Origin of the sequence: Caballeronia sp. GAFFF2, from assembly GCF_023631485.1 — a bacterium.
Classification (GTDB): Bacteria; Pseudomonadota; Gammaproteobacteria; order Burkholderiales; family Burkholderiaceae; genus Caballeronia.
Map to the genome: position 1 here is coordinate 768574 of NZ_JALQDA010000027.1, position 24840 is coordinate 793413.

Genomic DNA, 24840 nt, shown 5'->3' on the forward strand with positions numbered 1-24840 from the left:
GAAAGTTTCGCGCTGCAATATGTTTCGCGATTTTTATCGGGTTATGGTGACGCCGACGTTCCCTATTCACCGGCCAGGCCACGCAACATGAGCACACTCGAAGCCCTTCACGCGATTGTCAACGACGACAACGCCCCGCAGATCATTCGCGATCACATCGTCGATTCCCTGCAGTTCGCGCTGCGCAATCATCCCGGCTATTTCACGCAAAAGGAGATTCAATGGCTCGCGCAATGGGACGACACGCGCATTCCCATCGCGGCGAACAAGATTTTGAGTGAATCGAAACCCGCCTGAAAACGGGTTCGAGAATAAAAGTTAATGGGTGCCCGCGGCGCGGGCGCGCCATTCATAGTCGAATGCGAGCGCCTGCGCCGGCGCGGACAGGCACTCGACAAAACTCACCACTTCCGGATCTTTTACGAAACTCGCAGCGGAAGTCGCCGAAAGAATGGCGACGCTGTCTTGCGGTTTCGCGACTAAAAAACCCTGCACATAATCGACGCCGATTTCCTGCAATGCGCGCAGGGTATCGATGTCTTCGACCCATTCCGCCACGCTGCGCATGCCGAGATTGCGCGCAAGCGCGACGATGGCTTCGACAATGGCGATATCCGCCGGATGCGCACACATGGAGCGCACGAATTCGCCGTCGATTTTCAGCGCATCGGCGGAAAGTGCCTTCAAATATTTGAACGAGGAATAACCCGCGCCAAAGTCGTCGAGCGCGATTTTGCCGCCCATGTCATGGACGCGCGCGATGAAGCGCTGCGTGTTCTCCAAATCGTGCAGCGCCACGCTTTCAGTGATTTCAAGGCAAAGGTAATGCACCACTGATTGATGCCGCGCGAACAACGCGAAGATATCCTCCATGAATTGCTCGTCGTTGAGCGAACCGCCTGAAAGGTTGACGCAAATGAATTGCGTGTTCTTCAATTCATGGCGATGCGCCTCGATCCATTCGAGCAACGTGGTAATGACCCAGCGGTCGATTGCAGCAATATTGCCGGACTCTTCCGCCGCGACGATCACCTTGCCCGCGGGCAGCGTTGTGCCGTCCGGCGCGCGCATGCGCAGAAGTACTTCGAAATTAAGCGATTCCGTTGGCGCCGATAACGACATGATCGGCTGCATCACGAGAAAAAGGCCCGGCGGCAGACGATTTCGGCCGAGCGTCTCGACGAGTTTCAATTCTTCCGCGCGCTCCTCGAACGCCGCCGCGCCCTTGCGGTACGTGACGAGGTGAGTATGCGCGACCTTCTTCGCTTCGCGGCACGCGCGATCCGCATGCGACAGCGCGTCCTGCACGCGCACGCCCTGCGAGCATTCGACGAGACCGATCGAAGCCTTCACCTGAAACGCGCGATTGCCGACCTGATAGGGCGCGTCAGAAAGAATGGAAATGAGTTCGCGGCATTCCGCGATGGCGTCTTCAATCGACGTGTCGTGCATGACGCAGACGAACTCGTCGCCACCGATTCGCCCCACTGCATAATTGCGCGCGAAGTGCGCCCGCGTGCGTGCCGCGACCTGTCGCAAGACTTCGTCGCCACTGCGGTGGCCGAAGAGGTCGTTCACGAGTTTGAAGCGGTCGAGGTCGACATAGGCAAGCGCCCACGGCAACATTTCATCGCTTTGGGCGGAAATAGCTTTCTCGATACCGCGCCGGTTCAGCGAGCCCGTCAGCGGATCATGCTCCGCGAGAAAGCGCAGACGCTCGACGGCGCGCGAACGTTCGGTCGTGTCCTGCAGCGAGCCTTCGATCCAACCGTTCGAGCGGATAGCCTTCAACAGATAGCGCCGCTCGCCCGTGCCGCGCGCGGCGGAACCGCCCATTTCGAGCTCACCGTCACTGCCTTTCGATGCCAGCGCCTGCAGCGCGCCCCACGCGCCGGGCTCGAAGTAATCGTTCCAGTGGCGGACTTTGTATTCCGCTTTCTGCAGGTCGAGCATCGAGCGCAGCGCCGGATTGGCGCGCACGAAGCGGCCGTCGGTATCGAGCGTGAAGAGACCGATTGGCGTGACTTCGTAAGTGTTGCGTAATTCCATCTGCGCCTGACGGCGGAAGTCGCGCTCGGCGCGCATCTGCTCGGCGATGGCAAACGCCGCCATCATGCTCGATGACAGCGCGGCCATTACCGTGTTCACGCCGCCGACCAGCACCTTGAGGCCGAACGCCGCGCCGAGTACTTCGGAGAACGTGGAAAACAGCACGATGGCGAGCGACGCCACGTACCACATGACCGTGCGCGAACGGGCCATCCACACGAGCCGCACGAGGAAGAACAGCAGCACGCAGATACCGAAGCCGGCAATGACCCACAGCGTCGGAATGAACAGCGAATACGGCAACGCAACGGCTGCCCCAAGGAGCACGATGCCGACGTACTGAATGACGCGCAGAAGCCACCGGTAACCGACCACGCGCAATTCGCGGCGGAACAGCTGCTGGAATAGCGCGGCGGTCAGCAAATAGTACGCGGCGAACGTGATTTGCCTGAGCGGCGTCATGAAGTCGGCTGGCAGTACGCGGCCGAGCCACTGCATGTCCCAGCCCATGGCGTTGGCGCACAAACGCAGATTGCCGACGAGCCACACCGCGAAAATCACGTACGTCCATTCGTGATTGATCAACGCGGTGACGAAAACGAATACCGCGAGCGTGAGCAAACCGCCCGCGATCAGCCCGGAGCTTTCCTGGAAGTCGAGCGCCGAGCTTCGGAGACCTTGCCATTCCCACGCAAACGCGTTGATCTGCGCCGGGCCCGAATAAACGCCGCGGCAAATGACGGACAACGGTGCCTTGATGCGCCCCACCTGCACGAAAAAACCGGCCTTGACCGGATGCATCTCGCCGCTCACGCTTTCGCGATCGGCGGTGCCGAGCGGCTGGAGGTTACTGGCGTTCCAGCATGAAAGCGACTGCGCGTGGCGCGAAGGCAGTTCGATTGCAGTCGACGACTCCGTGCTCATGACGGGCGCCGTGATGGAAAACCAGACGGGTTTTTCGGAGAGATGCGTGTTGTAGCGCGTGGTGGCCGGTGCGGCGCGCAGGGCTTCGCGCGCGGCTTCGGGACCGAGCGAGTCGCCATGATCGGCGAGAACGTGGAGTTCGAGCGGGACCGCGCCCCGCGTTTCGTACTGGCGGGGTAAAAAGAAGAGCGTCGCTAGCGTACCGAGTGCGATCAGAAACGGGACCGCGTAGACGGCGACCGCGTACAACGCGCCGTCGATCCACGAGCCCGAGCGTCTGAATCTCGATAAGGAAGCTGGAATAACCGACGCCATACCTGAATAAGCCCCCCGTTTGCGCCGATCTTGCCGGCGAGAGGCGCGGCGGAGCCGAGCTTGCCCCCGCCACCGCACTCTTTGGCCAACCGGACCACTTCGGGCCCGGCTTTTTTGCTCTTGCTTTCGTTACCGCAGCCCTTCTTCTACCGGCCGTAAGCCATCAGCGGAGCCTCAGGGCATCGTACCGGTTCCCAGTCAAAAGATAAATCTACAGATTGCAAATCGATGTCCGGATGATGCGTATTCACCATGTAGTTGAACAATGGGTGACGCGCCTCTTCCCAACGCTGCCGCGCGACCGCCACTTCCTTGGCCAGCACGCGATGCGGCATGCCGCCCACGTGCGCCATCGGCAGATACTCGTTTACGCCGAACACGTCCTTGAACAGCATGGCTTCGTATTCCCGGTCGAGCGGCGCACGCGCGGTAATCACCATCCAGTCGATCTCATGCAGTTCGCAGAACATCCACAACGCCTTGCACAACGCCACCTTCACGACTCGTCCCACCATGCCGCCCGCCACGCCGAGGCGCGTCGCTTCCGCGAGACGGCTTTCGGCGAGATGACCCGGCAGCTTGATCGATTGCTCGACCGCGAGCGGCGCATACGCATTGGTCTGAATGCGCATGGTGCCCAACGGCGCGCCATCGAGTTTCGATTCCGCGAGCAAAACCGCGGTGCCGCTATCGCGATCGGAATGCTCGATCGTCATTTTCTCGGCGAATTCGGGCAAATGCCGACCATACGCAGAACGCCTGATGCTTACGGCTTTCTGGAGCCCGTCGTCGTCCTGGACGATACGGATAGTAAACGGCATGCGTTCCGTTTTCTGAAGTGCGGGCACTACCGTGAGTGTCGGACGAAGCGCCGTTTCAGATTGGTTAGCGGCGGCATTCGTGGCAAGGTTCAGACGTTCCATTTTGTAAACCCCATTTTTCTTGGCGATTAGGAAATTGCCGCGTGATATGGGCGTTTTAAGGTTGTGCCCTCACACGGCGAATCGAGCCTCTCACGAAGTCAAATAACGGGGTGCGCGCTTGCCACTGTTTCTCAGCAAAATTCAGGCTAAACAATTAGAACTTTTATTCTAATTGCCGAACTAATCGCCGGGCAACTGCTGCAAAAATAAATATGCATAGCCGGTATTCGAATATGCATGCACAAGAAGAGTGAAAAGAAACGAGGGCCAACAGCCACCAAATGCCGTGAGAGGTATTCAGGAGAATAGCCGTCTGTCAAGCAATACGAAATATCGCGTAATCACGTCAAAAGACTAAAAAAAGGGGACACGGTAACGTTTGCGCTTCACGCAACACTCGAAAACAGAAAACGGCAACAAATGGGATCGTTGGGGAAATGAGCGGACGCAAAAACGCGGATACCAGGACTTTTGGCATCCGCGAATCTCACAACATGTTGAACAAATCAAAGACGGGGTAATCAGTCTTCTTCGTCGAGCCAGGGAATGTCGACGTCGGTAATGAAAGCAACCATGGCGAGCGGGCGTCCCTCCTGACGGCCGAGATTGCCGTCGGCACGCTGCCATTCGCAGCGGAAGATGGTGGCCGGCGTGTCGGCGAGCAAGGTGATCGTGCGAATTTCGTCTGGATCGTTCTCCTCGACAGGGCCGTCGAGCGAAACGAGCAACTGCTGCGGCCACGCGCCGTCGGCGGGATCGTAGATCTTGTCGCCGTCGTTAACGACCACGTGCGCTTCGACGCCGATGGTCGCCGACGCCTCCACGATCATCTTGCCGAGTGCGCGCAACACCGCCGTAGCGCGAGCCGAATTGGCCTGACGGATGGCGAGATCGCCGCGCGTGAGCGCCTGCTCGAGTTTTGGATTGGTTTTCTGTTGCGCCATCGATGTCTCTCAAAGGTTTTGGTGCAAGCTTCGACGAGCCTTGCGCCGCTTAAGTTGCAGCGGGATCGTATCACCGCCTCTTCAAAGATAGGTCGCGGCGCGGGCGCGGGCAAACACGACGCCGCCACTCAAGTTTTCGCACGCTCGGCCGATACTGCCTTGTATCCCCATCTCGCCGCGTGCCATTGCCGTGCCGTTCATCGACTCGTATGTGCATTCTCCCCGACGCTGTGTCCGCACGCAGCCGTCAGGCCTCGGCCGGCGTGGTCCGACGTGTTGACGGCGCACACCGGAGTCGTCGACGGCATCACGCTTCGCACGCATCTGCAGCCGATCTACAGCCTCCCGCATCAGCGCGAAGTCGGTTACGAGGCGCTGTTGCGCGGCGATGCGGGCGATGGCGCGCTGATCGGCCCGTTCGATCTGTTTGGCCGCGCGATCGTCTCGGGCGAGCTCACCGCGCTCGACCGCATGAGTCATCTGGCGCACCTCCGTCATGCCGCGCCGGTGCTGCCGAGCGCGCATTGGCTGTTCGTCAACATGAACCCTGCGACTTTCACGGACCCTGGCTATGCGAAACAGTTCGCCGCGCTCACGCACGCGGCCGGGCTCGCGCCGGAGCGGATCGTGATCGAAGTGCTCGAATCGGGTGGTTCGGATGTCGCGGAGATCGCGCGCGCGACGCGCTCGTTTCGCGCGCAGGGCTTTCTCGTCGCCGTCGACGACTTCGGTGCCGGGCATTCCAATATCGATCGTCTGCTCACGATGCGGCCGGATATCGTCAAGCTCGACCGCAGCCTGGTGCGCGCGCAGAGCGGCAAGCGACGCACGCCGATGCGCGATGCGCTGATGCCGAAGCTCGTCGATCTGCTGCATGAATCCGGTATGTTCGTGGTGGCCGAAGGAATCGAAACCAGCGACGACCTGATGCTCGCGGCGCGCTCCAACGTGGACTTCGTGCAGGGTTATCTGTTCGGTCAACCCGCCGCGCAACTCGCCGAACGCGGCGCGGCCACGCCGCTCTTCGAAAACGTATTCGATTCGCTCGCGCAGACGCGCCGCACCGAGCGCCTCGCGAGCGACTTGCTGCTGATGCCGTATCGCTCGAATCTGGCGCAGGCCGCGACGCGCCTCGCGGGCGGCGCATCCGCCGAGCATGCTTGCGCCGCGTTGCTCGCGCTGCCTTGTACGATCAGTTGCTTCTTTCTCGACCACGCGGGTCGCGAATGCCTGCCGACGCTCGCCGGCGCGTGTGAGCGGCGCTCGGCCGACCGCTTCGCGCCCATTGCGGACGCCTCGACCGGCCGCTGGGACACGCGCCCCTACTTCGTCGATGCCCACACGCGGCCGCAGCAGGTCATCACGAGCGCGCCGTATCTGTCGGTAACGGGGACGTCGCTGTGCGTCACGCTCACCATCGCGACGCAGCGCAACGGACGGCTGATCGTCGCGGGCGCGGATCTCGACTGGCGACGCCTGACCGAAGCGGCGCCGTCGATCCTGTAAGCGTCAGCTTGCCGCGATGGCTTGAGCCAGGGCCACCGCGCCTTTGCGCAATGCCGTCACGTTGTTGGGCTCGAAGGTCCAGTGCCCGGCGACATCCACGATGGCGAGTTGCGCGCCCGGCCAAAGCGCGGCGAGGTCGAACGCCTGATCCGCGGGACACACCATGTCGAAACGTCCGTGGACGATACTGCACGGCAGATGCGCAATGCGCGCGACGCGCGGCAGCAGCGGTTCGGGCGGCAGTTCGTGCGCCATGTAGTGACGTTCGAGCAGCGCCATGGAAACGGCGGCGGAGTTGGCCTCGGCGCTCGGGCGCTTGTCGTCCTGCTTCGGGTCGCTCGAGTCCTTCGCTTCGCTCGATGCTTGCGCTTCACCCGATACTTTCGCCTCGTCCGCTTCCTTCGCCTCCTTCGGCGGCTTGTTGACCACCGACAAGGTGGTCTCATACAGCGTCCACGCGCGCGCGAGCCGCGTGCCGGCTTCATCGAAACGCGCGAGCGGCGCTTCCGTCAGTTGCAGGATCTCCTCGCCGCTCGTCGGACGCTTCCCGCTCGCGGCTTCGATGGCGTCCAGAAACGCGCGATGCGCCTCCGGAAACACGCGCCGCACGTCCCACAGGAACCAGTCGATGTCCGCGCGCCGCGCGAGAAACACGCCGCGCAGCAAGAAGCCCGTGCAGCGTTCGGGATGCGTGACGCCGTAGGCAAGCCCGAGCGTCGTGCCCCACGAACCGCCGAACAGCGCCCAGCGCTCGATGTTCAACCCGACCCGCAGCTTCTCCATGTCGCCGACGAGCGCATCGATGCCGTTCGCCTCCAGCTTGCCGAAAGGCTTCGACTTGCCGCAGCCACGCTGGTCGAAGAACACGACGCGCCACTTGTCCGCTTCGAGCACCTCGGCCCATTTGAGATTCATGGCGCCGCCGGGGCCGCCGTGCACGACGAGCATGACGGGCGCCTCGCGCGGACCTTGCGCGCGCCAGTAGATGGAATGGCCGTCGCCCACGTCGAGCATGCCTTCGTCGAAACTCACCGGCTCCTGATCCATGTGTTCCCTTGCGATGTTGAGATAAGCGGTCGATGACCTGCACGCGCCATTGTTGCATCGCGCGCCCGAAGACGCATGAGCGAAGCGGCGGTTTTTGCCTCGTGCGTTCACGGCTCGATACCGTTATGCTTCTGGGCTTTCCTCCGTCGATCGCACGATTTCAATGCGCAGCACCCTCGTCAAGTGGCTCTTCGCCACCTATCTGCTCGGCAGCGGCACGATCTGGTCGATCCTGATCCTGCCGCTTTTCCCGTTCGTCGGCAGAAACGGACGCTATTGGTTAGCCAGGCAATGGTGCCGCGCGATGGTCACGATGATGCGCGTCATCACCGGTGTGGGCGTCTCGGTCGAAGGACTCGAACACTTGCCGCACGGGCCATGCATCGTGTTGAGCCGCCATGAATCGACCTGGGAGACGCTCGCGTTCATGGCGCTCTTTCCGCGCCGCATCAGCTTCGTGTTCAAGCACGAACTCATGCAGATTCCTTTCTTCGGCTGGGTGCTGCGCGGTCTGGACATGGTGAGCCTCGACCGCGGCTCGATCCGTCAGGCGCACCAGGCTGTCACGCGTGAATGCGCCGCGCGGCTGAAGAAAGGCGATGTCGTGGTGATCTTTCCGGAAGGCACGCGCGTGGCGCACGATGCGCCGCTCAAGCTCGCTTCGGGCGGCGTGCGGCTCGCGTGCGCGACCAAGGTTCCGGTCGTGCCTGTTGTCCACGACGCGGGCAAGGTCTGGCCGGCGAAGGGTTGGCCGGATCATGGTGGACATATCCGCGTGATCGTCACGCCCGCCTTGCCGCTCGAATGCGAAATTCCGCAGGAGTTGAACCGGCTCGCTCAAGCGCAGATGGATGCGGCGCTGGCGGAGTTGCGCTGATTGGTTAAGCCGCAAGCCTTTGCCTCGTGGATGCCGACTTGAGGCCTTGGTCGTCGCGTTCCGAGATTCTCGTCGAAGCGCAAGCAGCAGCCGTTCAATAAAGCGGCCGCTTCTTTGCGGCACACAGACGGTTCACGGCCGCAACCAGCGTCTCCATCTCGACCGGCTTGCGCAGATACCCGTCGTAGCTCACGAAAGCCGGCGGATTCGGATGCCCTGAAATCATCAGGAAAGGGATGTGCGCGAGCGCGGCGTCGTTCTTCATCGTTTGACAGAGAAGCGCGCCGCCGAGTCCCGGCATCATCCAGTCGGACACGACGATGTCGACCGTCTGCGCGCCGAGTATCGACAGAGCGCCGTTGCCGTCGACGGCGTAGAGCACGCGGCAATCCTCCCCTTGCATGCAGAGGGTCCAGGCTTCGATGGTGGCGGGGTCGTCATCGACGAGCAGAACGGTCTTCATGGAGCGAACGAGTTGACAGCAATGCGGCACCAAGTGCGGGAAATGACGTCGATGCGCCGAAGCGGCACGCGTCGATAAGACCGGCGCCACGAGCGTTCGTTGCAACCGATTCGCTGTCCCGGCGGGCTTACGTCATAGTATTTGTTTCGCGCGAAATCTGCGCGGTAAATGCTGCTCTAGCAAGGTGTGCGCCGCGGTGCACGACCGGTCACTTGTTCCCGGCGCGCGCACGGCCCGCTTCGCGCAAGGCATCGACCAGACTTTCTTCCACGGGCGTGCGCGCGGAGTCGTTGCGACGTATCAAGCCGATCGGCTCATCGGTGCCGGCGAAGGGCATGGGCAAGGCAACGAGCAAGCCGAGCGCGATGTCCTGCGCGACCGCGCCCGCTGGAACGAACCACACGGCGTCATTGTGCAACGCGAGCGCGCGGCCAAGCGAAACCGACAGCGTTTCGATCAACGCGGTGAGCGCATGCGCGCCGAACGCTGTCAGAACGCTTTCAGCCGACTGACGAATCAACGTCCCGAATGGCGGCACGACGATCGCGAAACGCGCAAGCAACGCGGGCGCGAGCGGCGCCTCGAACGTCAGCGGATGCTCGCGCCGGACAATCACCGCTAGCGGTTCACGATAAATCTGCTCGAAGGAAAGCTCGTGCATGGCTTCCGGCTCGGAGAGCCGGCCGACGACCAGATCGACGTCGCCCGCCTTCAGCCGTTCGAGCAGTTGCGCGTTCGAATCCGTGCGAACGGCAAGCGAAATCGCCGGCCATTGCTGCCGGAAAGCAGCGAGCGCGGGCGGCAGCAAGGCCGTGGCGACAGTCGGCAATACGCCGATGGAAATGGTCCCCGGCACATCGCCACGTTCGCGCAGCAGCATGTCCACGCCTTCGCGCAGCGACGCCACGCACGCGCTCGCATGCGGCGCGAAGAGCCGGCCCTCGCGCGTGGGAACCGCGCCGCGCCTGCCACGCTCGAACAAGCGCACGCCTAGAATGGATTCGAGTTCCCCTATGGTCTTCGACACGGCCGGCTGCGTAATCGACAGGCTGTCGGCCGCGCGCTGCACGCTGCCGAGCTGCGTGACGGCAAGGAAACACTGAAGGTGGCGGAACTTGACGCGAGTGTTGGTGAAGTCGGTATCCATGACGAGTCGTTATGCAAGCAGGCACGAAACATCATTTTCCATAACTCGCTGCATTCGATAAAGTAGTTGCCAGAAATATCCGATTGAAAAAACCCGGACACCCTACAAAACAGGAGACACGTCGTCATGACCTCGCCTATTCTCACGCCTCGCGACTGGGATTCCCACCCGCCGTATCTGTCTCCGGGCTACCGGTCATCCGTGCTGCGCAGCCCTTCGCTGCCGCTCATCCCGCTGAAGGAAAATCTGCGCAACCGCCGCGTTCCCGTCTATGGCGCGGACGACCTGGGCACGCTCGATAACGACCTCACGCGCAATGCCGCCAAGAACGGCGAGCCGCTCGGCGAGCGCATCATCGTGACGGGCCGGGTGCTGGACGACAACGGCCGCCCGGTGCGCAACACGCTCGTGGAAGTGTGGCAGGCCAATGCCGCCGGACGCTATGTCCACAAGGCCGATCAGCATGACGCGCCGCTCGACCCGAACTTCCTCGGCGCGGGCCGCTGCCTGACCGACGACGAAGGCCGCTACCGCTTCATGACGATCAAGCCGGGCGCGTATCCGTGGGGCAATCACACCAACGCGTGGCGCCCGAATCACATTCACTTCTCGCTCTTCGGCGACTACTTCGGCTCGCGTCTCGTCACGCAGATGTATTTCCCGGGCGACCCGCTGCTCGACCTCGATCCGATCTATCAAGGCATTCCCGAGCAGGCGAGAAAGCGCCTCGTGTCGCGCTTCTCGATCGACACGACTCAGGAAAACTACGCGCTCGGCTACGAATTCGATATCGTGCTGCGCGGCCCGGACCAGACGCCGACGGAGTGAACGACATGACCACGCTCAAACAAACCCCATCGCAGACCGTCGGACCGTACTTTGCCTACGGCCTCGTTCCCGAGCAATACAACTTCGATCTGAAGAGCCTGTTCACGGCATCGGCGGCAGATCGTGAAGTGCCGGGCGAGCATATCGCCGTGGTCGGCAACGTGTACGACGCGGAAGGCAAGCCCATTGGCGACGCGCTCATCGAAATCGCGCAGGCTGACGCGAACGGCCGTTACGTGGAAAGCGCCGAAGCCGCGCGCGAGTCGGGCTTTCGCGGATTCGCGCGCGTCGGCACGGGCACGGACCCGAAGCTGCGTTTTATCGTCGATACGGTGAAGCCCGGCAAGACCGCCGACGATGCCGCGCCGCATCTCGATGTCATCGTGCTAATGCGCGGCATGCTGCTGCACAGCTACACGCGCATCTATTTCGACGATGAAACCGAAGCCAACGCGAACGACGCCGTGCTCGCCGCCGTGCCGGCCGAGCGCCGCCATACGCTGATCGCCAAGCGCGAAGCGGGACCGACGGGCAAGCCGGGTGTGTCGGGCACGATCTATCGCTTCGACATTCATCTTCGCGGCCCGAACGAGACCGTGTTCTTCGACCTCTAAACGTCCGCTTCAAGGCGAAACGAAGGCGTCCGGCACTGCGCTATAGTGTCGGACGCCTTTTCGTTTCCATCGCTTCCTTTATGACCGACGCTTCCAACCAAAGCCCCAGCCCGCTCTACACCAAGCTGCTTGCCGAAACGGCGCAGATCGGCTGGTCCGAACTCGAACGCTTCTTCGCAAAGGGCGCGCTGATTTGGGTGAAGGGCGACCTGGATCTAGTGAGCGTCGCCGAGGCTGTCGCCAACGACGACACGCAGCAGGTCACGCAATGGCTCTCGGCCGGACTCATCGAGCGCTTGCAGGCGCAGACCGCCGTGGATATCGCCGCGCGCGATCCCGAGTTGTGGGCCGTGGTGGTATCGCCCTGGGTCTGCGTGCAGGAACGCGGCGCGGGCATCTGAATTACGTCACGCGCGGCGCTTCATCGACTTCGTCTTCAATCGCGCACCCAGTCCGTCCATAGCACGACGAGAATCGTCATCAATGCCGGGCCGATGAAAAGCCCGATCAGCCCGAACGTTTCCGCGCCGCCCAGAATGCCGAACAAGACGAGCAGAAACGGCAGGCGCGTGGAGCCGCCAATCAGCACTGGTCGCACGAAATGCTCGGAGATGAAGACCACGATCAGTCCGAAGATCGCCACGCTGGCAGCCGAAATCACGGAGCCTTGCGCGAGCAGCCATAGCGCCGAGCCGAGGAAGACGATCGGCGCGCAGAACGGCAGCATCGCGGCGACCGCGGTCAGCATGCCGAGCAAGGTGGCGTGCGGCACGCCCGTGATGCCATAGGCGATACCGAGCAAAGCGCCCTCGCCCAAGCCGACCACCACGAGACCGATCACCGTGCTGCGCACGGAGTCCGCCATGCGCCGGATGAGCGCCGCACCGTCCGCGCCAAACGCGCGCCGCGATCCCGCGATCAGTTGCTCGCCGAGCCGCGCGCCCGCCTGGAACATGAAGAACAGCGTCATCAGCATGAAGCCGAAAATGACGAGCCCATGCACCACGCGTCCGCCGAAATGGCGCGTCATCGCGACGACCGTCGCGCTATGCAGACGCTTCACGGCAGGGGAAGATTCGAGCGGTGTCGCCAGATTCTCCTGCCACCAGTGCGAAACCTGCTGCGAACCCATTGGCAGATGCTCGAGGAAAGCGGGCATCGGAATACCGGTGCGCAAGACGTCGTGGAACCAGCGGAGCATGTCGCTCGCTTCGTTGGCGGTCTGCGCGGCGACGATGGCGAACGGCACCACGAAGAGCAGCCCGACCGCTGTGGCAAGAAACGCCGCGAGCAAGATATTGTGCCGCCTGAACAGCGGACGCTGCTCTAGCCAGTGCAGCGCCGGCCATAATGAAATGGCGATCACGATAGCCCATACCACCGCCGGAATGAACGTGCGCGCCGTATAGAGCGCAATCAGCACGAGCACCGTGTAAAGCGCCGCCGACGCCGCCCGCTGTACCTTGTTGATGCGTGCGCCCGGGTCCGTATCATGCTCGTTGCTGCGCTCTGGATTACGCGGATATCGCGGTGTAGACATGACGGTGAAAGCTCGCAGGAAGAAAGACGGAAATTCGAATCGATAACCTGAATGGTCGCACGCATTGTAAGCGCGTCGAACGTTCGGACGAAGTTGGCGCCCTGTTGACGCCCAGTTGGGTCTAGGTTAGCGCTCGATTCGCACAAAGCGTTACGCATAGTTGCGGGCAAGCAGCAAATGTTATTTACAACGGCAAGATTCGGGCTCCGTATAATCAAAGCCTCTCTAAAGAGAAGGGAAAGCACGGGATGGCAGGTAGAGCATTACAGTCGGCCGTTGGAACATGCGCGTCGCTTGCGATGCTGGCGAGTTTATTCTCAGGCTGTTCGAGCGGCCTCAGCCGCACGAAGGAAGACAAGCTGAACGCGCAATACGGCATCACCATGCTGCAGGTCAAAGGCGGCGTGGAGATGCGCCTGCCCGACGCGCCGCTCTTCGATAGGGACGAAGCGCGCATCCGCGTGCAGAACATCGCCGTGCTGGACCGCGTCGCGGATGTCCTCAAACGCAGCATGCGGCCTGTTCTGATCGAAGGCCATACCGACGACGAAGGCTCGCTCGCCTACAACCGCGAACTGTCGCTGGCGCGCGCGAATGCCGTTGCGAATGCGTTGATCGCGCGCGGCGTGCCGGCCGAGCGCATTACGACCAAGGGCATGGCTTACCTGCGGCCCATCGCCAATAACGACACGCCGCAGGGCCGCGCGCTAAACCGGCGCGTCGAGATTCTGGTGCGCACCGAGAGCCAGGACACGTTACTCGGCAGGCCCAGGAAGTAACGCGCTTCTAGCTTCCTTCAACTCGTTTCGAGCACCAGCAACTGCGAACCGTCGGCGACCTGATCGCCGACATCGAAGAGAATCTCGCCGATTTTTCCCGCCGTGGGCGCAACGATCGTATGCTCCATCTTCATGGCTTCCATGACGATGAGCGGCGCGCCCTTCGCCACCATCGCGCCTGCCTCCACCAATACCGCGATGACCTTGCCGGGCATCGGCGCGGTGAGACGGCCTTCGTGCTCGGCATCGCCCGCATGAGCCATCAGGTTTTGCCATTCGAACTGGAATTCCGCGCCTTCGAGAAAGACGTGGAAGATGTCGCCTTCGGTGAAGACGGTGCCTTTTAGCAGGTTATCGTCCAATTGCACGGTGTAATCGGTCGCGCCGCCATGCGTCCAGTCGAAGCGCGCGCTCTTGCCATCGAGCGCGAGCCGCTTCTCGCCGTCTTTCGTGTAGACGACCTTGAGCATGTCGTCGTGATCGACCTCGCGCCAGTTCAGGTCCTGGCTATAACCGCCCGCCATGCGCCAGTGCGAGAGCGCGTCCCACGGCGAGTGACCGTGCGCCTCGCCGCCTTCGCGCGTAAGCAGCGCGGCGCAGGCAAGCGCGAGCGCCTTGTTGCGCGGTACGGTTGGCCGCGCGAACAAGGTGTCGCGATGACGCTCGATCAAACCGGTATCGAGCTCGCCTTGCGAAAACGGCTCGCTTTTCACGATACGTTGCAGGAATTCGACGTTCGTATGCAGCCCGACGATCTCGCATTCGGCCAGCGCCCGTGCCATGCGGGCGAGCGCATCTCGACGGTCGCGGCCATGCACGATCAGCTTCGCGATCATCGGGTCGTAAAACGGCGTGATGGCGTCGCCTTCGCGCACGCCGCTGTCGATACGCACGTCGCCGTCGATCGAAAAACTCACCGCCTGCGGCAATGCGAGATGCTTGAGCGTGCCCGTCGATGGCAAAAAGCCGCGCGCCGGGTTCTCCGCATAGATGCGCGCTTCGATGGCATGACCGTGCACCTTCAGCGCGTCTTGCAACAGGGGCAAAGGCTCGCCCGCCGCCACGCGCAGTTGCCATTCGACCAGATCGAGCCCGGTCACCATCTCGGTCACCGGATGCTCGACCTGCAAGCGCGTATTCATCTCCATGAAGTAGAACTGGCCGTCCTGCGTCATGATGAACTCGACCGTGCCCGCGCCGACGTAGTTCACCGCGCGTGCCGCCGCCACGGCGGCTTCGCCCATTGCGCGTCGGGTGGCATCGGAAAGACCGGGCGCGGGCGCTTCTTCGAGCACCTTCTGATGCCGACGCTGCACCGAGCAATCGCGATCGAACAGATAGACCGCGTTGCCGTGCGTATCGGCGAAAACTTGCACTTCGACGTGACGCGGGCGCAGCAAATATTTTTCGATCAGCACGCGATCGTTGCCGAAGCTCGACGCCGCTTCGCGCTTGCATGAAGCGAGCGCGGCCGCGAAGTCCTCGCTCTTTTCGACGACTCGCATGCCCTTGCCGCCGCCGCCCGCGCTTGCCTTCAGCAGCACCGGATAGCCGATGCGATCCGCCTCGCGTTGCAGGAGCGCGGCGTCCTGATCGTCGCCGTGATAGCCGGGCACGAGCGGCACCGACGCGGATTGCATGAGCGCCTTGGCCGCGGCCTTGGAACCCATCGCGCGAATGGCTTCGACCGGCGGCCCGATGAAGACGATGCCCGCTTTCTCGCATGCATTGGCGAAGTCTTCGTTCTCGGAAAGAAAGCCGTAGCCTGGATGCACGGCTTGCGCGCCGCTCGAAAGCGCTGCCTCGACAATTCGCTCCATCCGCAGATAGCTTTCGGATGCCGCCGCGCCGCCCACGTGCACGGCTTGATCGCAGACATCGACGTGTTTCGCTTGGGCATCCGCGTCCGAATAAACGGCGACGCTGCCGATATTCATGCGCTTCGCCGTCGCCGCGACACGGCAGGCGATCTCGCCGCGATTTGCAATCAGAATCTTGTTGAACATGGCTTCACATCCGTGGATCAGCTTGAGGTGCGAGACGCGAGTCGGGCGCCTGGGTCCCGACGTCTGGCGTCACATGCGGAATACGCCGAAGCGCGTGTCTTCGATCGGCGCGTTCATCGTCGCGGCAAGGCCCAAGCCCAGCACGTCGCGCGTTTGCGCCGGATCGATCACGCCGTCATCCCAAAGACGCGCGCTTGCATAGTACGGATGACCCTGCGCCTCGTATTGATCGCGAATCGGCGCCTTGAACGCTTCCTCTTCGTCCTTCGACCACGCGCCGCCCTTCTTCTCGATGCCGTCGCGCTTGACGGTTGCGAGCACGGACGCGGCCTGTTCGCCGCCCATGACCGAGATGCGCGCGTTCGGCCACATCCACAGAAAACGCGGCGAGTAGGCGCGGCCGCACATGCCGTAATTGCCCGCGCCGAACGAACCGCCGATGATCACCGTGAACTTCGGCACCTTTGCCGTGGCCACGGCCGTCACCATCTTCGCGCCGTTACGCGCGATGCCTTCGTTTTCGTACTTGCGCCCGACCATGAAGCCCGTGATGTTCTGCAGGAACACGAGTGGAATCTTGCGCTGGCAGCATAGTTCGATGAAGTGGGCGCCCTTCAACGCCGACTCGGAAAACAGAATGCCGTTGTTCGCGACGATGCCGACCGGATGCCCCCAGATATGCGCGAAGCCGGTGACGAGCGTCGTGCCGTAGCGCGCCTTGAATTCGTCGAAAGCGGAATCGTCGACGATGCGCGCGATCACTTCGCGCACGTCGAAAGGCTTGCGGGTATCGACCGGAATCACGCCGTAAAGGCTCTCCGCTTCATGGCGCGGCGGCAGCGGTTCCTTGAGCGCGAGCGGCGGCGTCTTCACGCGATTGAGATTGCCGACGATACTGCGCGCGATGCCGAGCGCATGCGCGTCGTTCTGCGCGAGATGGTCGACGACGCCGGAAAGACGCGTGTGCACGTCGCCGCCGCCGAGATCCTCGGCGCTGACTTCCTCGCCGGTCGCGGCCTTGACGAGCGGCGGGCCGCCCAGAAAAATCGTGCCCTGATCCTTTACGATGATCGACTCGTCGCTCATCGCCGGAACATAAGCGCCGCCCGCCGTGCACGAGCCCATGACCACCGCGATTTGCGCGATGCCCGCCGCCGACATGTTCGCCTGGTTGTAGAAGATGCGGCCGAAGTGATCGCGGTCGGGGAACACGTCGTCTTGATTCGGCAGGTTCGCGCCGCCCGAATCGACGAGATAGACGCACGGCAGGCGGTTCTGTTCGGCAATTTCCTGCGCGCGCAGATGCTTCTTCACCGTCACTGGATAGTACGTGCCGCCTTTCACGGTCGCGTCGTTGCAGACGATCACGCACTCCTGTCCCGCAATGCGCCCGATGCCCGTGATGATGCCCGCGCCCGGCGCGTCGTCGTTGTACATGCCGTAGGCCGCGAGCTGCGAGAGTTCGAGAAACGGCGTGCCCGGATCGAGCAGTTGCGCAATGCGGTCGCGCGGCAAGAGCTTGTTGCGCGACACGTGCCGGTCACGCGCGGCTTGACCGCCGCCTTCCGCGAGCTTCGCGACTTTTGCCTTGAGATCCGCGACGAGCGCTTCGAGCGCGGCGGCGTTGGTCCGAAAATCTTCGCTGCGCGGGTTCAGTTTCGATTCGATGATCGCCATGACGCGCCTCAAGCCGTCTCGGCGAACAGTTCGCGACCGATCAGCATGCGGCGAATCTCGCTCGTGCCCGCACCGATTTCATAGAGCTTGGCATCGCGCCACAGGCGTCCCACCGGATACTCGTTGATGTAGCCGTTGCCGCCAAGAATCTGGATGGCTTCGCCGGCCATCCACGTGGCTTTTTCGGCCGTGTAGAGAATCACGCCCGCGCAGTCCTTGCGCACCTGGCGCACGTGGCCCGAGCCGAGCGTATCGAGCTGGCGGCCCACCGCGAAGAGATATGCGCGGCACGCTTGCAGCGTGGTATAGAGATCCGCGACCTTGCCTTGAATCAGCTGGAATTCGCCGATGGCTTGCCCGAACTGCTTGCGGTCATGGATATACGGCACGACCGCATCCATGCAGGCGAGCATGATGCCGGTCGGCCCGCCCGCGAGCACGGCGCGCTCGTAGTCGAGACCGCTCATCAGCACCTTCGTGCCGCCGTTCAATGCGCCGAGAATGTTTTCCTTCGGCACTTCCACGTTCTCGAACACGAGTTCGCCCGTATGCGAGCCGCGCATGCCGAGCTTGTCCAGTTTCTGAGCGACCGAGAAGCCCTTCATGCCCTTCTCGACGATAAAAGCCGTGATGCCCCGCGCGCCCGCTTCGATATCCGTCTTCGCGTAGACGACGAGCGTGTCGCAATCCGGGCCGTTGGTGATCCACATCTTGGTGCCGTTGAGCACGTAATGGTCGCCCTTCTCGTCCGCGCGCAGCTTCATGCTGACGACATCCGATCCGGCGTTCGGCTCGCTCATGGCAAGCGCGCCGACGTGTTCGCCGGAAACGAGCTTCGGCAGATACTTGCGCTTCTGTTCTTCCGTGCCGTTGCGATGAATCTGGTTCACGCACAGGTTCGAATGCGCGCCGTACGACAGCCCGACCGATGCCGACGCTCGCGAGATTTCTTCCATCGCGACCATGTGCGCGGTGTAGCCGAGATTCGCGCCGCCGTATTCCTCGGATACCGTCATGCCGAGCACGCCCATGTCGCCGAATTTCTTCCAGAGGTCCATTGGGAACTGGTCGGTGCGGTCGATTTCGGCGGCGCGCGGCGCGATTTCCTTCAACGCGAAATGCTGAAGCGTGTCGCGCAACATATCGATGTCTTCGCCCAGCGCGAAGTTCAGGCCCGGCACGGTGCTCATGGGGTGTCTCCTCCAGATGCAATGTTTCGGCGCGTCGCGTTTGAGTTTCACTCACAGCATATGGAGCGCCGCAGAATGGGCCAATTTCATCCTCTATTCGTCTTTCCGTCAATAGGTTTTTGAGCTACGCTCACATTTCTTGCGCACGCTCTTCCGCTACCGCCATGTCCACGCAAAGCACCGCTTCCAACCGCCGCACGCCGTCGGGCGTCAAATCGCAACAACGCGTGCGCGAAATCCTCCAGGCCGGCCGCGAGGTCTTCGCCGAGAAAGGCTACGACGGCGCCACCAGCGCGGAAATCGCGCAGCGCGCCGGCATTTCGGAAGCCACGGTGTTCAGCTATTTCAGCGGCAAGCGGGAATTGTGCGCCCGCGTGATCGCGGACTGGTACGACGAAATCATCGATGCCTTCGAGACCGGCATGCCGCGCGACGGCTCGGTGCGCCAGCAGTTCGCGTTCATCGTGAGAACGCATTTGCGGTTGATGCTGATGAACGGCACCGGTCTGTGCGCGCTCGTGCTCTCGGAAGGCCGCACGCGCCAGCACGATCTGTCGGACACGCTCACCGAATTGCAGCGCCGCTACACCGCGCCGCTCATGGACGTGCTCGCGCGCGGACAGACGCTCGGCCACGTGCGCGGCGACGTTCCGCTGCGTCTTTTGCGTTCGCTCGTTTTCGGGCCGATGGAACACGTGTTGTGGGACGCCACGCTTGCAAAACGCCGCCTGAGTCAGACTCAGATCGAGACGACGGCGAATGAACTGGTGGAAGTGCTGTGGGCCGCGCTGCAACCCGCCGATGCGAAAACGGCGGCGCTAGCGCAGTTTCGACAGGATGTCGAAGACGCATCGCGCCGCTACGAAGCGGCATCGAGCGAAGAGAAGCCGCTTACTTGACGAAGCGGCGCGCGAGACGCGCGAGCATCGGCACGGTGGTCGGGCGCAAGAGCCGCGCGTCGTAACCGCTCATGCGACGCGCGTTTTCCGCGAGACAAAGGTCGATCAAGGAAGCGACGGAAACATTGCCCGCCACGGAATCGCCGACGTTGGCCGGGAAGTTGGCATCTTGCGCCGCGCCGCTCGTGTCGAAACCTCGCGCGAGCGAAATGCGGTCGCGAATCAGCGAAATCCAGACGCTCGCGGTTTTGAGCAGGAAACCAGGCTTGCGATACCACGGCAGACTGCGCCGATACCACGCCGCCCAGTTGGCAAAAAACAGAATGTGACGCGCTTCTTCCTGAATCACCGGCTCGAAGGTTTCGACGAGCGCTTCGGGAAAATAGCCTGACTGGCGCGCCGCCTCGAACAAGCCGAACGCAAAGAAACTGTCGATGCACTCGCTATAGCCCGTGAGCATCCACGCGCGCAATGCGTCGTCCGGTGCGGGATACGGCGGCTCGGGCGCGAGCTCGATGCCATAGGCTTCGACGAGTTTCGAGAGTACGAGCTTGTGGCGCGCTTCTTCCCCGCCGTTCATGCGCAAGGCTTCGCGCAAATGCGGGTCGTGAACCGCCGCCGCGTAAGTCGCCACGCGAATGGAGGCGCGCCCTTCCGTCTGCACCGCGATGTCCCAGATGGGCAGCGACGTCACGCGCTTGAGCGCCGCCGGGTCCAGCTTCGGCCACTCGATCACGGCCGGTTTGTACGGATTGTGCGTCGTCAGCAACATCTCGCAGAACATCCGCAGATGCTGATCCGAGCCAATCCGAATCTTTCCTGACGATCGATACGTCCAATTACGCATCGCATGATCTGCTTCTACCGGAGTGAGCGTGTCGGACATATTCGAAAATTGAGCGACGATCGGGTACGTTCTGCGGATTTTGGCATACCGGCCGACAATCCGCAGCAATCGCTGCTCAATTCACGTCAATGCGAGATTTTTTCGAGCGCCATGTCGCGCGTACGCGGTCCCATCAGGCCGATCGCCGCCATCACGACGAGCATGGCGCCCGCGATGAACACGAACACGCCGGTCGTCCCGAAACCCTTGAGCACGGCCGCGATGATGAATGACGTGAAAATCGCCGAAAACCGGCTCCACGAATAGACGAAGCCGACGGCGCGCGCGCGGATGCTGGTCGGGAACAACTCGGTCTGATACGCGTGGAAGCTGTACGACATGATGTTCGACGACAGCGTGAGCCCGACGCCCATCGCGATCAGGAACATGGCGTTCGACGACTGGCTGAACAGCAGCCCGCAGACGATATTCGCGCCCGCCATGGCGACGATGGCCGTCTTGCGCTCGATGCGGTCGGCAATCAAGAGCCCGATGATCGGCCCGATGGGCGCCGCGATCGCGATGATGCTCGAATACATGAGGCTCGACGTGACCGTGACGCCCTGCTTCACGAGCAAGGCCGGCACCCAGTTGGCGAAGCCGTAGAAACCGACCGTCTGGAACACGTTGAAGATGATCATCATCGTGGCGCGGCGGCCGTAGGGCGGCTTCCACATATCGGCGAACGAGCCTGCGCCCTGCGCGGCGTCGAGCACCGGCTCGGGCGCGGCGGGCGGCGGCAACGGCCGGCCGTATTCGCGTTCCACCTTGGCTTCGAGCGCCGACATTACGCGATCCGCTTCGGCGAGGCGGCCCTTTTGCGCGAGCCAACGCGGACTTTCGGGCAGCGTGCGGCGAATCCACCAGACGAAGAGCGCGCCATGCGCACCGATCACGACGACCCAGCGCCATCCGTCGAAGCCGAACGGCGCGCGCGGCACCAGCAGATAAGCGAGGAACGCGACCCCCGGCACCGCCATGAAACCGACTGCCTGCTCGCAGGCAAAAGCGCGTCCACGGATGTGCTTCGGCGCGAGTTCGGAGATATACGTGCCGATCGTCACCAGTTCCACGCCGATTCCCACGCCGGCGATGAAGCGCCAGAAGTTGAGGCCGGTCGCGGTGTCCTGAAACGCCATGATGAGATTCGCGACGGTGTACCAGAGCAGCGAATACGTGAAGATCGCGCGGCGGCCGAAACGGTCGGCGAGAAAACCGCACGCCACCGTGCCGATGAACAGCCCCGCGAACAGCGACGCAATAAAGCTCGCCACGCCTGTGAAACCGAAGAAACTCGCTGTCGTCGGCGTGAGGATGCCGCTCTTTACCAGCCCCGGCGCGACGTAACCGGAGTACAGCAAGTCGTAGAGCTCGAAGAAGAAGCCGAGACTCAGGAGCGCGATGAAAGTCCAGATGGTGCGCGTGGCCGGCAGCCGGTCGAGACGCGCGGAAATGAGCCCGGCGGTGATTTCGGGTGGCGCGGACGCGGACGCAGCGGCCGATGCGCGCTGTGCGCCCGCCGCGGGGGAAGTTGCCATTGATATGTCTCCTGTCGACCGGACGGTTCTTTTGCGGATGTGGCGTCCCGCGCGAGGGGGTGGTCTTCGGCGCGCGGGACGAGGGCCGCATTTTAGCTGCGAGGGGCGTATCAGTCAGCCCGAATCCCATCCATCAACAACGCCACCGCATGCCGCGCGATCTGCTCCTTGCTGATCGCGCCTGCGCCCTGTCCGCGCCAGCGAGATGTCGCAAGCGGAAACACCGCGAGTCCGAACAACGATACGAACACGAGCGATGGCTCCAGCGCCGGATTTACCTTGCCCGCTTTCTGCCATCCGGCGATGCGCTCGATCGCCAAATCCTTGCGCTCGTCGCCGAAGCGTTCTGCCATGCGCTGACGCAGCACGCCACCTTCGCTGATCACTTCGCGTACCCACAGCGCCGCGAACCACGGATGCTTGTCCACCGTCGCGACCAGCGCCTCCACGAAGGCGCGCAAGGTGTCGGCGGGCTCGGCCGAGGGATCGTTGAATACGCGTCCCAGTTCCGAGCGCAACGGCGCGAAGCGTTCGTCGATCAACACATCGAGTAGCTGCTCGCGCGTCTTGAAATAGTAATGGACCATTGCGGGCGTTACGCCGGCCTCGCGGGCAATCGCCCCGAGCGTCGTTTCGCCGATGCCCTGCCGCGCAAACAACATCAGCGCCGTATCCAGCAAGTGCGCCCGCGCCTCGGCGTTGTGACCGCCGCTCGGACGGCCCGGCCGCCGCCCCGCTTTCTTCAGTTGAACCTCGCCCGATTCGCCGGGCAACTCGGCTCCGATTACATCGTTTGACATAGAGATGGTTTGACGAGCCTTCGATGATCGTTTATATTAACTTTCATGTTAATTAAATTCAATCCGTTTTCGGCGGGCAGCGCTGAGAACCGGATTGAAGCGCTTTTCACGACGCCAAAGGCGTCCCTACGCAAGTACAGGTCGATATGACATCTTTACACCGAACCGCCCCTGCAGGCGTCGACGAAGCCGCAAAACCGCCGCTCGGCCTGCTCTTCACGGCGCTTTTGCTCGTCATGCTGCTCGGCGCGCTCGATCAAACCATCGTGTCGACAGCGCTCCCGACCATCGTCGGCGAACTCGGTGGACTCGAAAACTTATCGTGGGTCGTCACGTCCTATCTGCTCAGTTCGACCATCGTCGTGCCGCTTTACGGCAAATTCGGCGATCAGTTCGGACGCAAGGTCGTGCTTCAGGCATCCATCCTGATATTCCTTGCCGGGTCTATCCTCTGCGGCGTCGCGCAGAACATGACGCAATTGATCGCGCTGCGCGCGTTGCAGGGGCTCGGCGGCGGCGGGCTGATGGTGGTCACCATGGCCGCCATCGCCGATGTCATCCCACCCGCCGAACGCGGTCGCTTCCAGGGGCTTTTCGGCGGTGTGTATGGCCTTGCCACGGTCGTCGGGCCGCTGCTTGGCGGCTTTCTGGTCGAGCATCTGTCGTGGCGCTGGATTTTCTACATCAACGTGCCGCTCGGCGTGATCGCGCTCGCCGTCATCCAGACCGTATTCAAGCCGCATACGGCGCACGTGAACCATCGCGTGGACTATATGGGCGCGGGCTTTCTAGCCGCCGCGCTCACCTGCATCATCCTGTTCACCAGCGAAGGCGGCGCGCTCTTGCCGTGGAGTTCACCGCAACTGTGGTGCACGCTCGCGCTCGGCTTGATCTGCATCGGCGGATTCGTCTATGAGGAACGGCTCGCCGCCGAGCCCATCATGCCGCTCTCGCTCTTCAAGGAACCCACCTTCGTGCTGGCCGGGCTGATCGGTTTCATTGTCGGCTGCGCGCTGTTCGGCGCGGTTACGTTCCTGCCGCTCTATTTGCAAGTGGTCAAGGGCTCCACGCCGTCGCAGGCCGGTCTACAGATCACGCCGATGATGGCCGGCGTGCTGCTTTCCTCCATCGTGAGCGGCCGGGTCATCAGCAAGATCGGGAAGTACCGGTTTTTCCCGATCGCGGGCACGGGACTCGTCACGCTCGCCATGGTGCTGCTGTCCACGCTGCGCCTCGACACGCCGCTGCCGGTCATGTACGGCTACATGCTGCTGCTCGGCCTCGGGCTCGGCATGGTGATGCAGGTGCTCGTGCTGGCGGTACAGAACGTGGTCGAATTCCGGATGATCGGCGTGGCGACCTCCAGCGCGACGCTCTTTCGCTCGATTGGCGGCTCGGTCGGCGTGGCCGCTTTCGGCGCGATTTTCTCGGGAAGCCTGCGCGGCCGGCTCGAAACGCTGATTCCGGCCGGCACGGAGATGCCGCGTTCGCTCGGGCCGCTCGCGGTGGCGAATCTGCCGGCCGCGTTGCATGACGATTATCTGAGCGCGTTCGCCGGCTCCATGCACACGGTTTATTTGGTCGCGGCTTGTATTGCGTGCATCGCTTTTGCGCTGTCGTGGTTTCTCAAGGACCATCCGCTTCGCAAGCATTGAGAAAGTAATCAGCAAGGAAGTCGGTAGAATTCAGACAAAACCACTTGCTAAATCATGTGAAGGAAAGTTCTAAATCGCCGCTATCGGTGCTTTCACTAGATGCCTGACAATTTTGGCTTGGTACCCTTCTGCCGATTCTGCCCGGACACGATCCGCGGAAGACCCAAAGGTCCGGCGTCGCCAATTACGGCGCCGGATGCCCGGATACGAGACCTGCCGGGATGAACCGACCA

At 62.5% G+C, this 24840-nt stretch carries 22 protein-coding genes; 9 read left to right on the forward strand and 13 right to left on the reverse strand.

Annotated elements, in window-relative coordinates:
* Nucleotides 1-87 precede the first annotated feature (87 nt).
* Nucleotides 88-297, forward strand: coding sequence for a hypothetical protein (locus NCT04_RS19910; RefSeq protein WP_244829350.1), 210 nt, complete (start codon nucleotides 88-90; stop codon nucleotides 295-297).
* 21 nt (nucleotides 298-318) lie between these two features.
* Here the strand turns inward: NCT04_RS19910 and NCT04_RS19915 are convergent, their stop codons facing one another.
* The 3 genes from NCT04_RS19915 to NCT04_RS19925 form a co-directional block, all read right to left on the reverse strand.
* Nucleotides 319-3288, reverse strand: coding sequence for an EAL domain-containing protein (locus NCT04_RS19915; RefSeq protein ID WP_409014880.1), 2970 nt, complete (start codon nucleotides 3286-3288; stop codon nucleotides 319-321).
* A gap of 146 nt (nucleotides 3289-3434) precedes the next feature.
* Nucleotides 3435-4109, reverse strand: a complete 675-nt coding sequence (locus NCT04_RS19920) for a hypothetical protein (protein ID WP_244829348.1) — start codon at nucleotides 4107-4109, stop codon at nucleotides 3435-3437.
* Between the two features lie 623 nt (nucleotides 4110-4732).
* Entirely contained in the window at nucleotides 4733-5155 is a 423-nt protein-coding gene (locus NCT04_RS19925) for a hypothetical protein (RefSeq protein WP_250467369.1), read from the reverse strand.
* A gap of 273 nt (nucleotides 5156-5428) precedes the next feature.
* Here NCT04_RS19925 and NCT04_RS19930 point away from each other — a divergent pair, with 273 nt between their 5' ends.
* A complete protein-coding gene (locus NCT04_RS19930; RefSeq protein WP_244829346.1) occupies nucleotides 5429-6661 on the forward strand; it encodes a sensor domain-containing phosphodiesterase in 1233 nt (410 codons plus the stop codon).
* Between the two features lie 3 nt (nucleotides 6662-6664).
* Here the strand turns inward: NCT04_RS19930 and NCT04_RS19935 are convergent, their stop codons facing one another.
* Complete coding sequence (locus NCT04_RS19935; protein ID WP_250467370.1) at nucleotides 6665-7708, reverse strand: alpha/beta fold hydrolase; 1044 nt, start codon at nucleotides 7706-7708, stop codon at nucleotides 6665-6667.
* 163 nt (nucleotides 7709-7871) lie between these two features.
* Between NCT04_RS19935 and NCT04_RS19940 the strand changes: the two genes are divergently transcribed.
* Nucleotides 7872-8585, forward strand: coding sequence for a lysophospholipid acyltransferase family protein (locus NCT04_RS19940; RefSeq protein WP_244829344.1), 714 nt, complete (start codon nucleotides 7872-7874; stop codon nucleotides 8583-8585).
* Between the two features lie 94 nt (nucleotides 8586-8679).
* Here NCT04_RS19940 and NCT04_RS19945 read toward each other — a convergent pair whose 3' ends face one another.
* Both NCT04_RS19945 and pcaQ read right to left on the reverse strand, forming a co-directional pair.
* Nucleotides 8680-9048: a response regulator gene (locus NCT04_RS19945; RefSeq protein WP_244829343.1), complete on the reverse strand. Its 369-nt coding sequence runs from the start codon at nucleotides 9046-9048 to the stop codon at nucleotides 8680-8682.
* A 208-nt stretch (nucleotides 9049-9256) separates the two neighbouring features.
* On the reverse strand, nucleotides 9257-10195 hold the full coding sequence (gene pcaQ, locus NCT04_RS19950; protein ID WP_250467371.1) for a pca operon transcription factor PcaQ: 939 nt from the start codon (nucleotides 10193-10195) through the stop codon (nucleotides 9257-9259).
* Between the two features lie 126 nt (nucleotides 10196-10321).
* Here pcaQ and pcaH point away from each other — a divergent pair, with 126 nt between their 5' ends.
* From pcaH to NCT04_RS19965, 3 genes are all read left to right on the forward strand, one after another.
* Nucleotides 10322-11023 carry a protocatechuate 3,4-dioxygenase subunit beta gene (pcaH, locus tag NCT04_RS19955; RefSeq protein ID WP_244829341.1) on the forward strand — a complete coding sequence of 234 codons (702 nt, stop codon included), beginning with the start codon at nucleotides 10322-10324 and terminating at the stop codon, nucleotides 11021-11023.
* Between the two features lie 5 nt (nucleotides 11024-11028).
* On the forward strand, nucleotides 11029-11637 hold the full coding sequence (gene pcaG, locus NCT04_RS19960) for a protocatechuate 3,4-dioxygenase subunit alpha (protein WP_250467372.1): 609 nt from the start codon (nucleotides 11029-11031) through the stop codon (nucleotides 11635-11637).
* A gap of 80 nt (nucleotides 11638-11717) precedes the next feature.
* Nucleotides 11718-12038, forward strand: coding sequence for a DUF2288 domain-containing protein (locus NCT04_RS19965; RefSeq protein WP_244829339.1), 321 nt, complete (start codon nucleotides 11718-11720; stop codon nucleotides 12036-12038).
* 35 nt (nucleotides 12039-12073) lie between these two features.
* Here NCT04_RS19965 and NCT04_RS19970 read toward each other — a convergent pair whose 3' ends face one another.
* The gene (locus NCT04_RS19970; RefSeq protein ID WP_250467373.1) at nucleotides 12074-13177 is read right to left on the reverse strand and encodes an AI-2E family transporter; all 1104 of its coding nucleotides are present in this window, start codon (nucleotides 13175-13177) and stop codon (nucleotides 12074-12076) included.
* A gap of 248 nt (nucleotides 13178-13425) precedes the next feature.
* On the opposite strand from NCT04_RS19970, the gene NCT04_RS19975 reads away from it, so the two are divergent.
* Entirely contained in the window at nucleotides 13426-13956 is a 531-nt protein-coding gene (locus NCT04_RS19975; protein WP_244829337.1) for an OmpA family protein, read from the forward strand.
* A 17-nt stretch (nucleotides 13957-13973) separates the two neighbouring features.
* On the opposite strand, the gene NCT04_RS19980 is transcribed toward NCT04_RS19975, so the two are convergent.
* The 3 genes from NCT04_RS19980 to NCT04_RS19990 all read right to left on the reverse strand — a co-directional run bounded on the left by NCT04_RS19980 (nucleotide 13974) and on the right by NCT04_RS19990 (nucleotide 18829).
* A complete protein-coding gene (locus NCT04_RS19980; RefSeq protein ID WP_250467374.1) occupies nucleotides 13974-15962 on the reverse strand; it encodes an acetyl-CoA carboxylase biotin carboxylase subunit in 1989 nt (662 codons plus the stop codon).
* Between the two features lie 69 nt (nucleotides 15963-16031).
* Nucleotides 16032-17639 (reverse strand): carboxyl transferase domain-containing protein, encoded by a 1608-nt coding sequence (locus NCT04_RS19985; protein WP_250467375.1) that lies wholly within the window; start codon nucleotides 17637-17639, stop codon nucleotides 16032-16034.
* An 8-nt stretch (nucleotides 17640-17647) separates the two neighbouring features.
* Nucleotides 17648-18829, reverse strand: a complete 1182-nt coding sequence (locus tag NCT04_RS19990; RefSeq protein WP_250467376.1) for an isovaleryl-CoA dehydrogenase — start codon at nucleotides 18827-18829, stop codon at nucleotides 17648-17650.
* A gap of 164 nt (nucleotides 18830-18993) precedes the next feature.
* On the opposite strand from NCT04_RS19990, the gene NCT04_RS19995 reads away from it, so the two are divergent.
* Nucleotides 18994-19728: a TetR/AcrR family transcriptional regulator gene (locus NCT04_RS19995; protein ID WP_250467377.1), complete on the forward strand. Its 735-nt coding sequence runs from the start codon at nucleotides 18994-18996 to the stop codon at nucleotides 19726-19728.
* Here NCT04_RS19995 and NCT04_RS20000 read toward each other — a convergent pair.
* From NCT04_RS20000 to NCT04_RS20010, 3 genes are all read right to left on the reverse strand, one after another.
* A complete protein-coding gene (locus NCT04_RS20000) occupies nucleotides 19721-20614 on the reverse strand; it encodes a ferritin-like domain-containing protein (RefSeq protein WP_250467378.1) in 894 nt (297 codons plus the stop codon). The two genes, NCT04_RS19995 and NCT04_RS20000, sit on opposite strands and share 8 nt — an antisense overlap.
* 86 nt (nucleotides 20615-20700) lie before the next feature.
* A complete protein-coding gene (locus NCT04_RS20005; protein WP_250467379.1) occupies nucleotides 20701-22152 on the reverse strand; it encodes an MFS transporter in 1452 nt (483 codons plus the stop codon).
* A 110-nt stretch (nucleotides 22153-22262) separates the two neighbouring features.
* The gene (locus NCT04_RS20010; RefSeq protein ID WP_250467380.1) at nucleotides 22263-22952 is read right to left on the reverse strand and encodes a TetR/AcrR family transcriptional regulator; all 690 of its coding nucleotides are present in this window, start codon (nucleotides 22950-22952) and stop codon (nucleotides 22263-22265) included.
* Between the two features lie 146 nt (nucleotides 22953-23098).
* Between NCT04_RS20010 and NCT04_RS20015 the strand changes: the two genes are divergently transcribed.
* Entirely contained in the window at nucleotides 23099-24607 is a 1509-nt protein-coding gene (locus NCT04_RS20015) for an MDR family MFS transporter (protein WP_250467381.1), read from the forward strand.
* The last annotated feature ends 233 nt before the right edge of the window (nucleotides 24608-24840 follow it).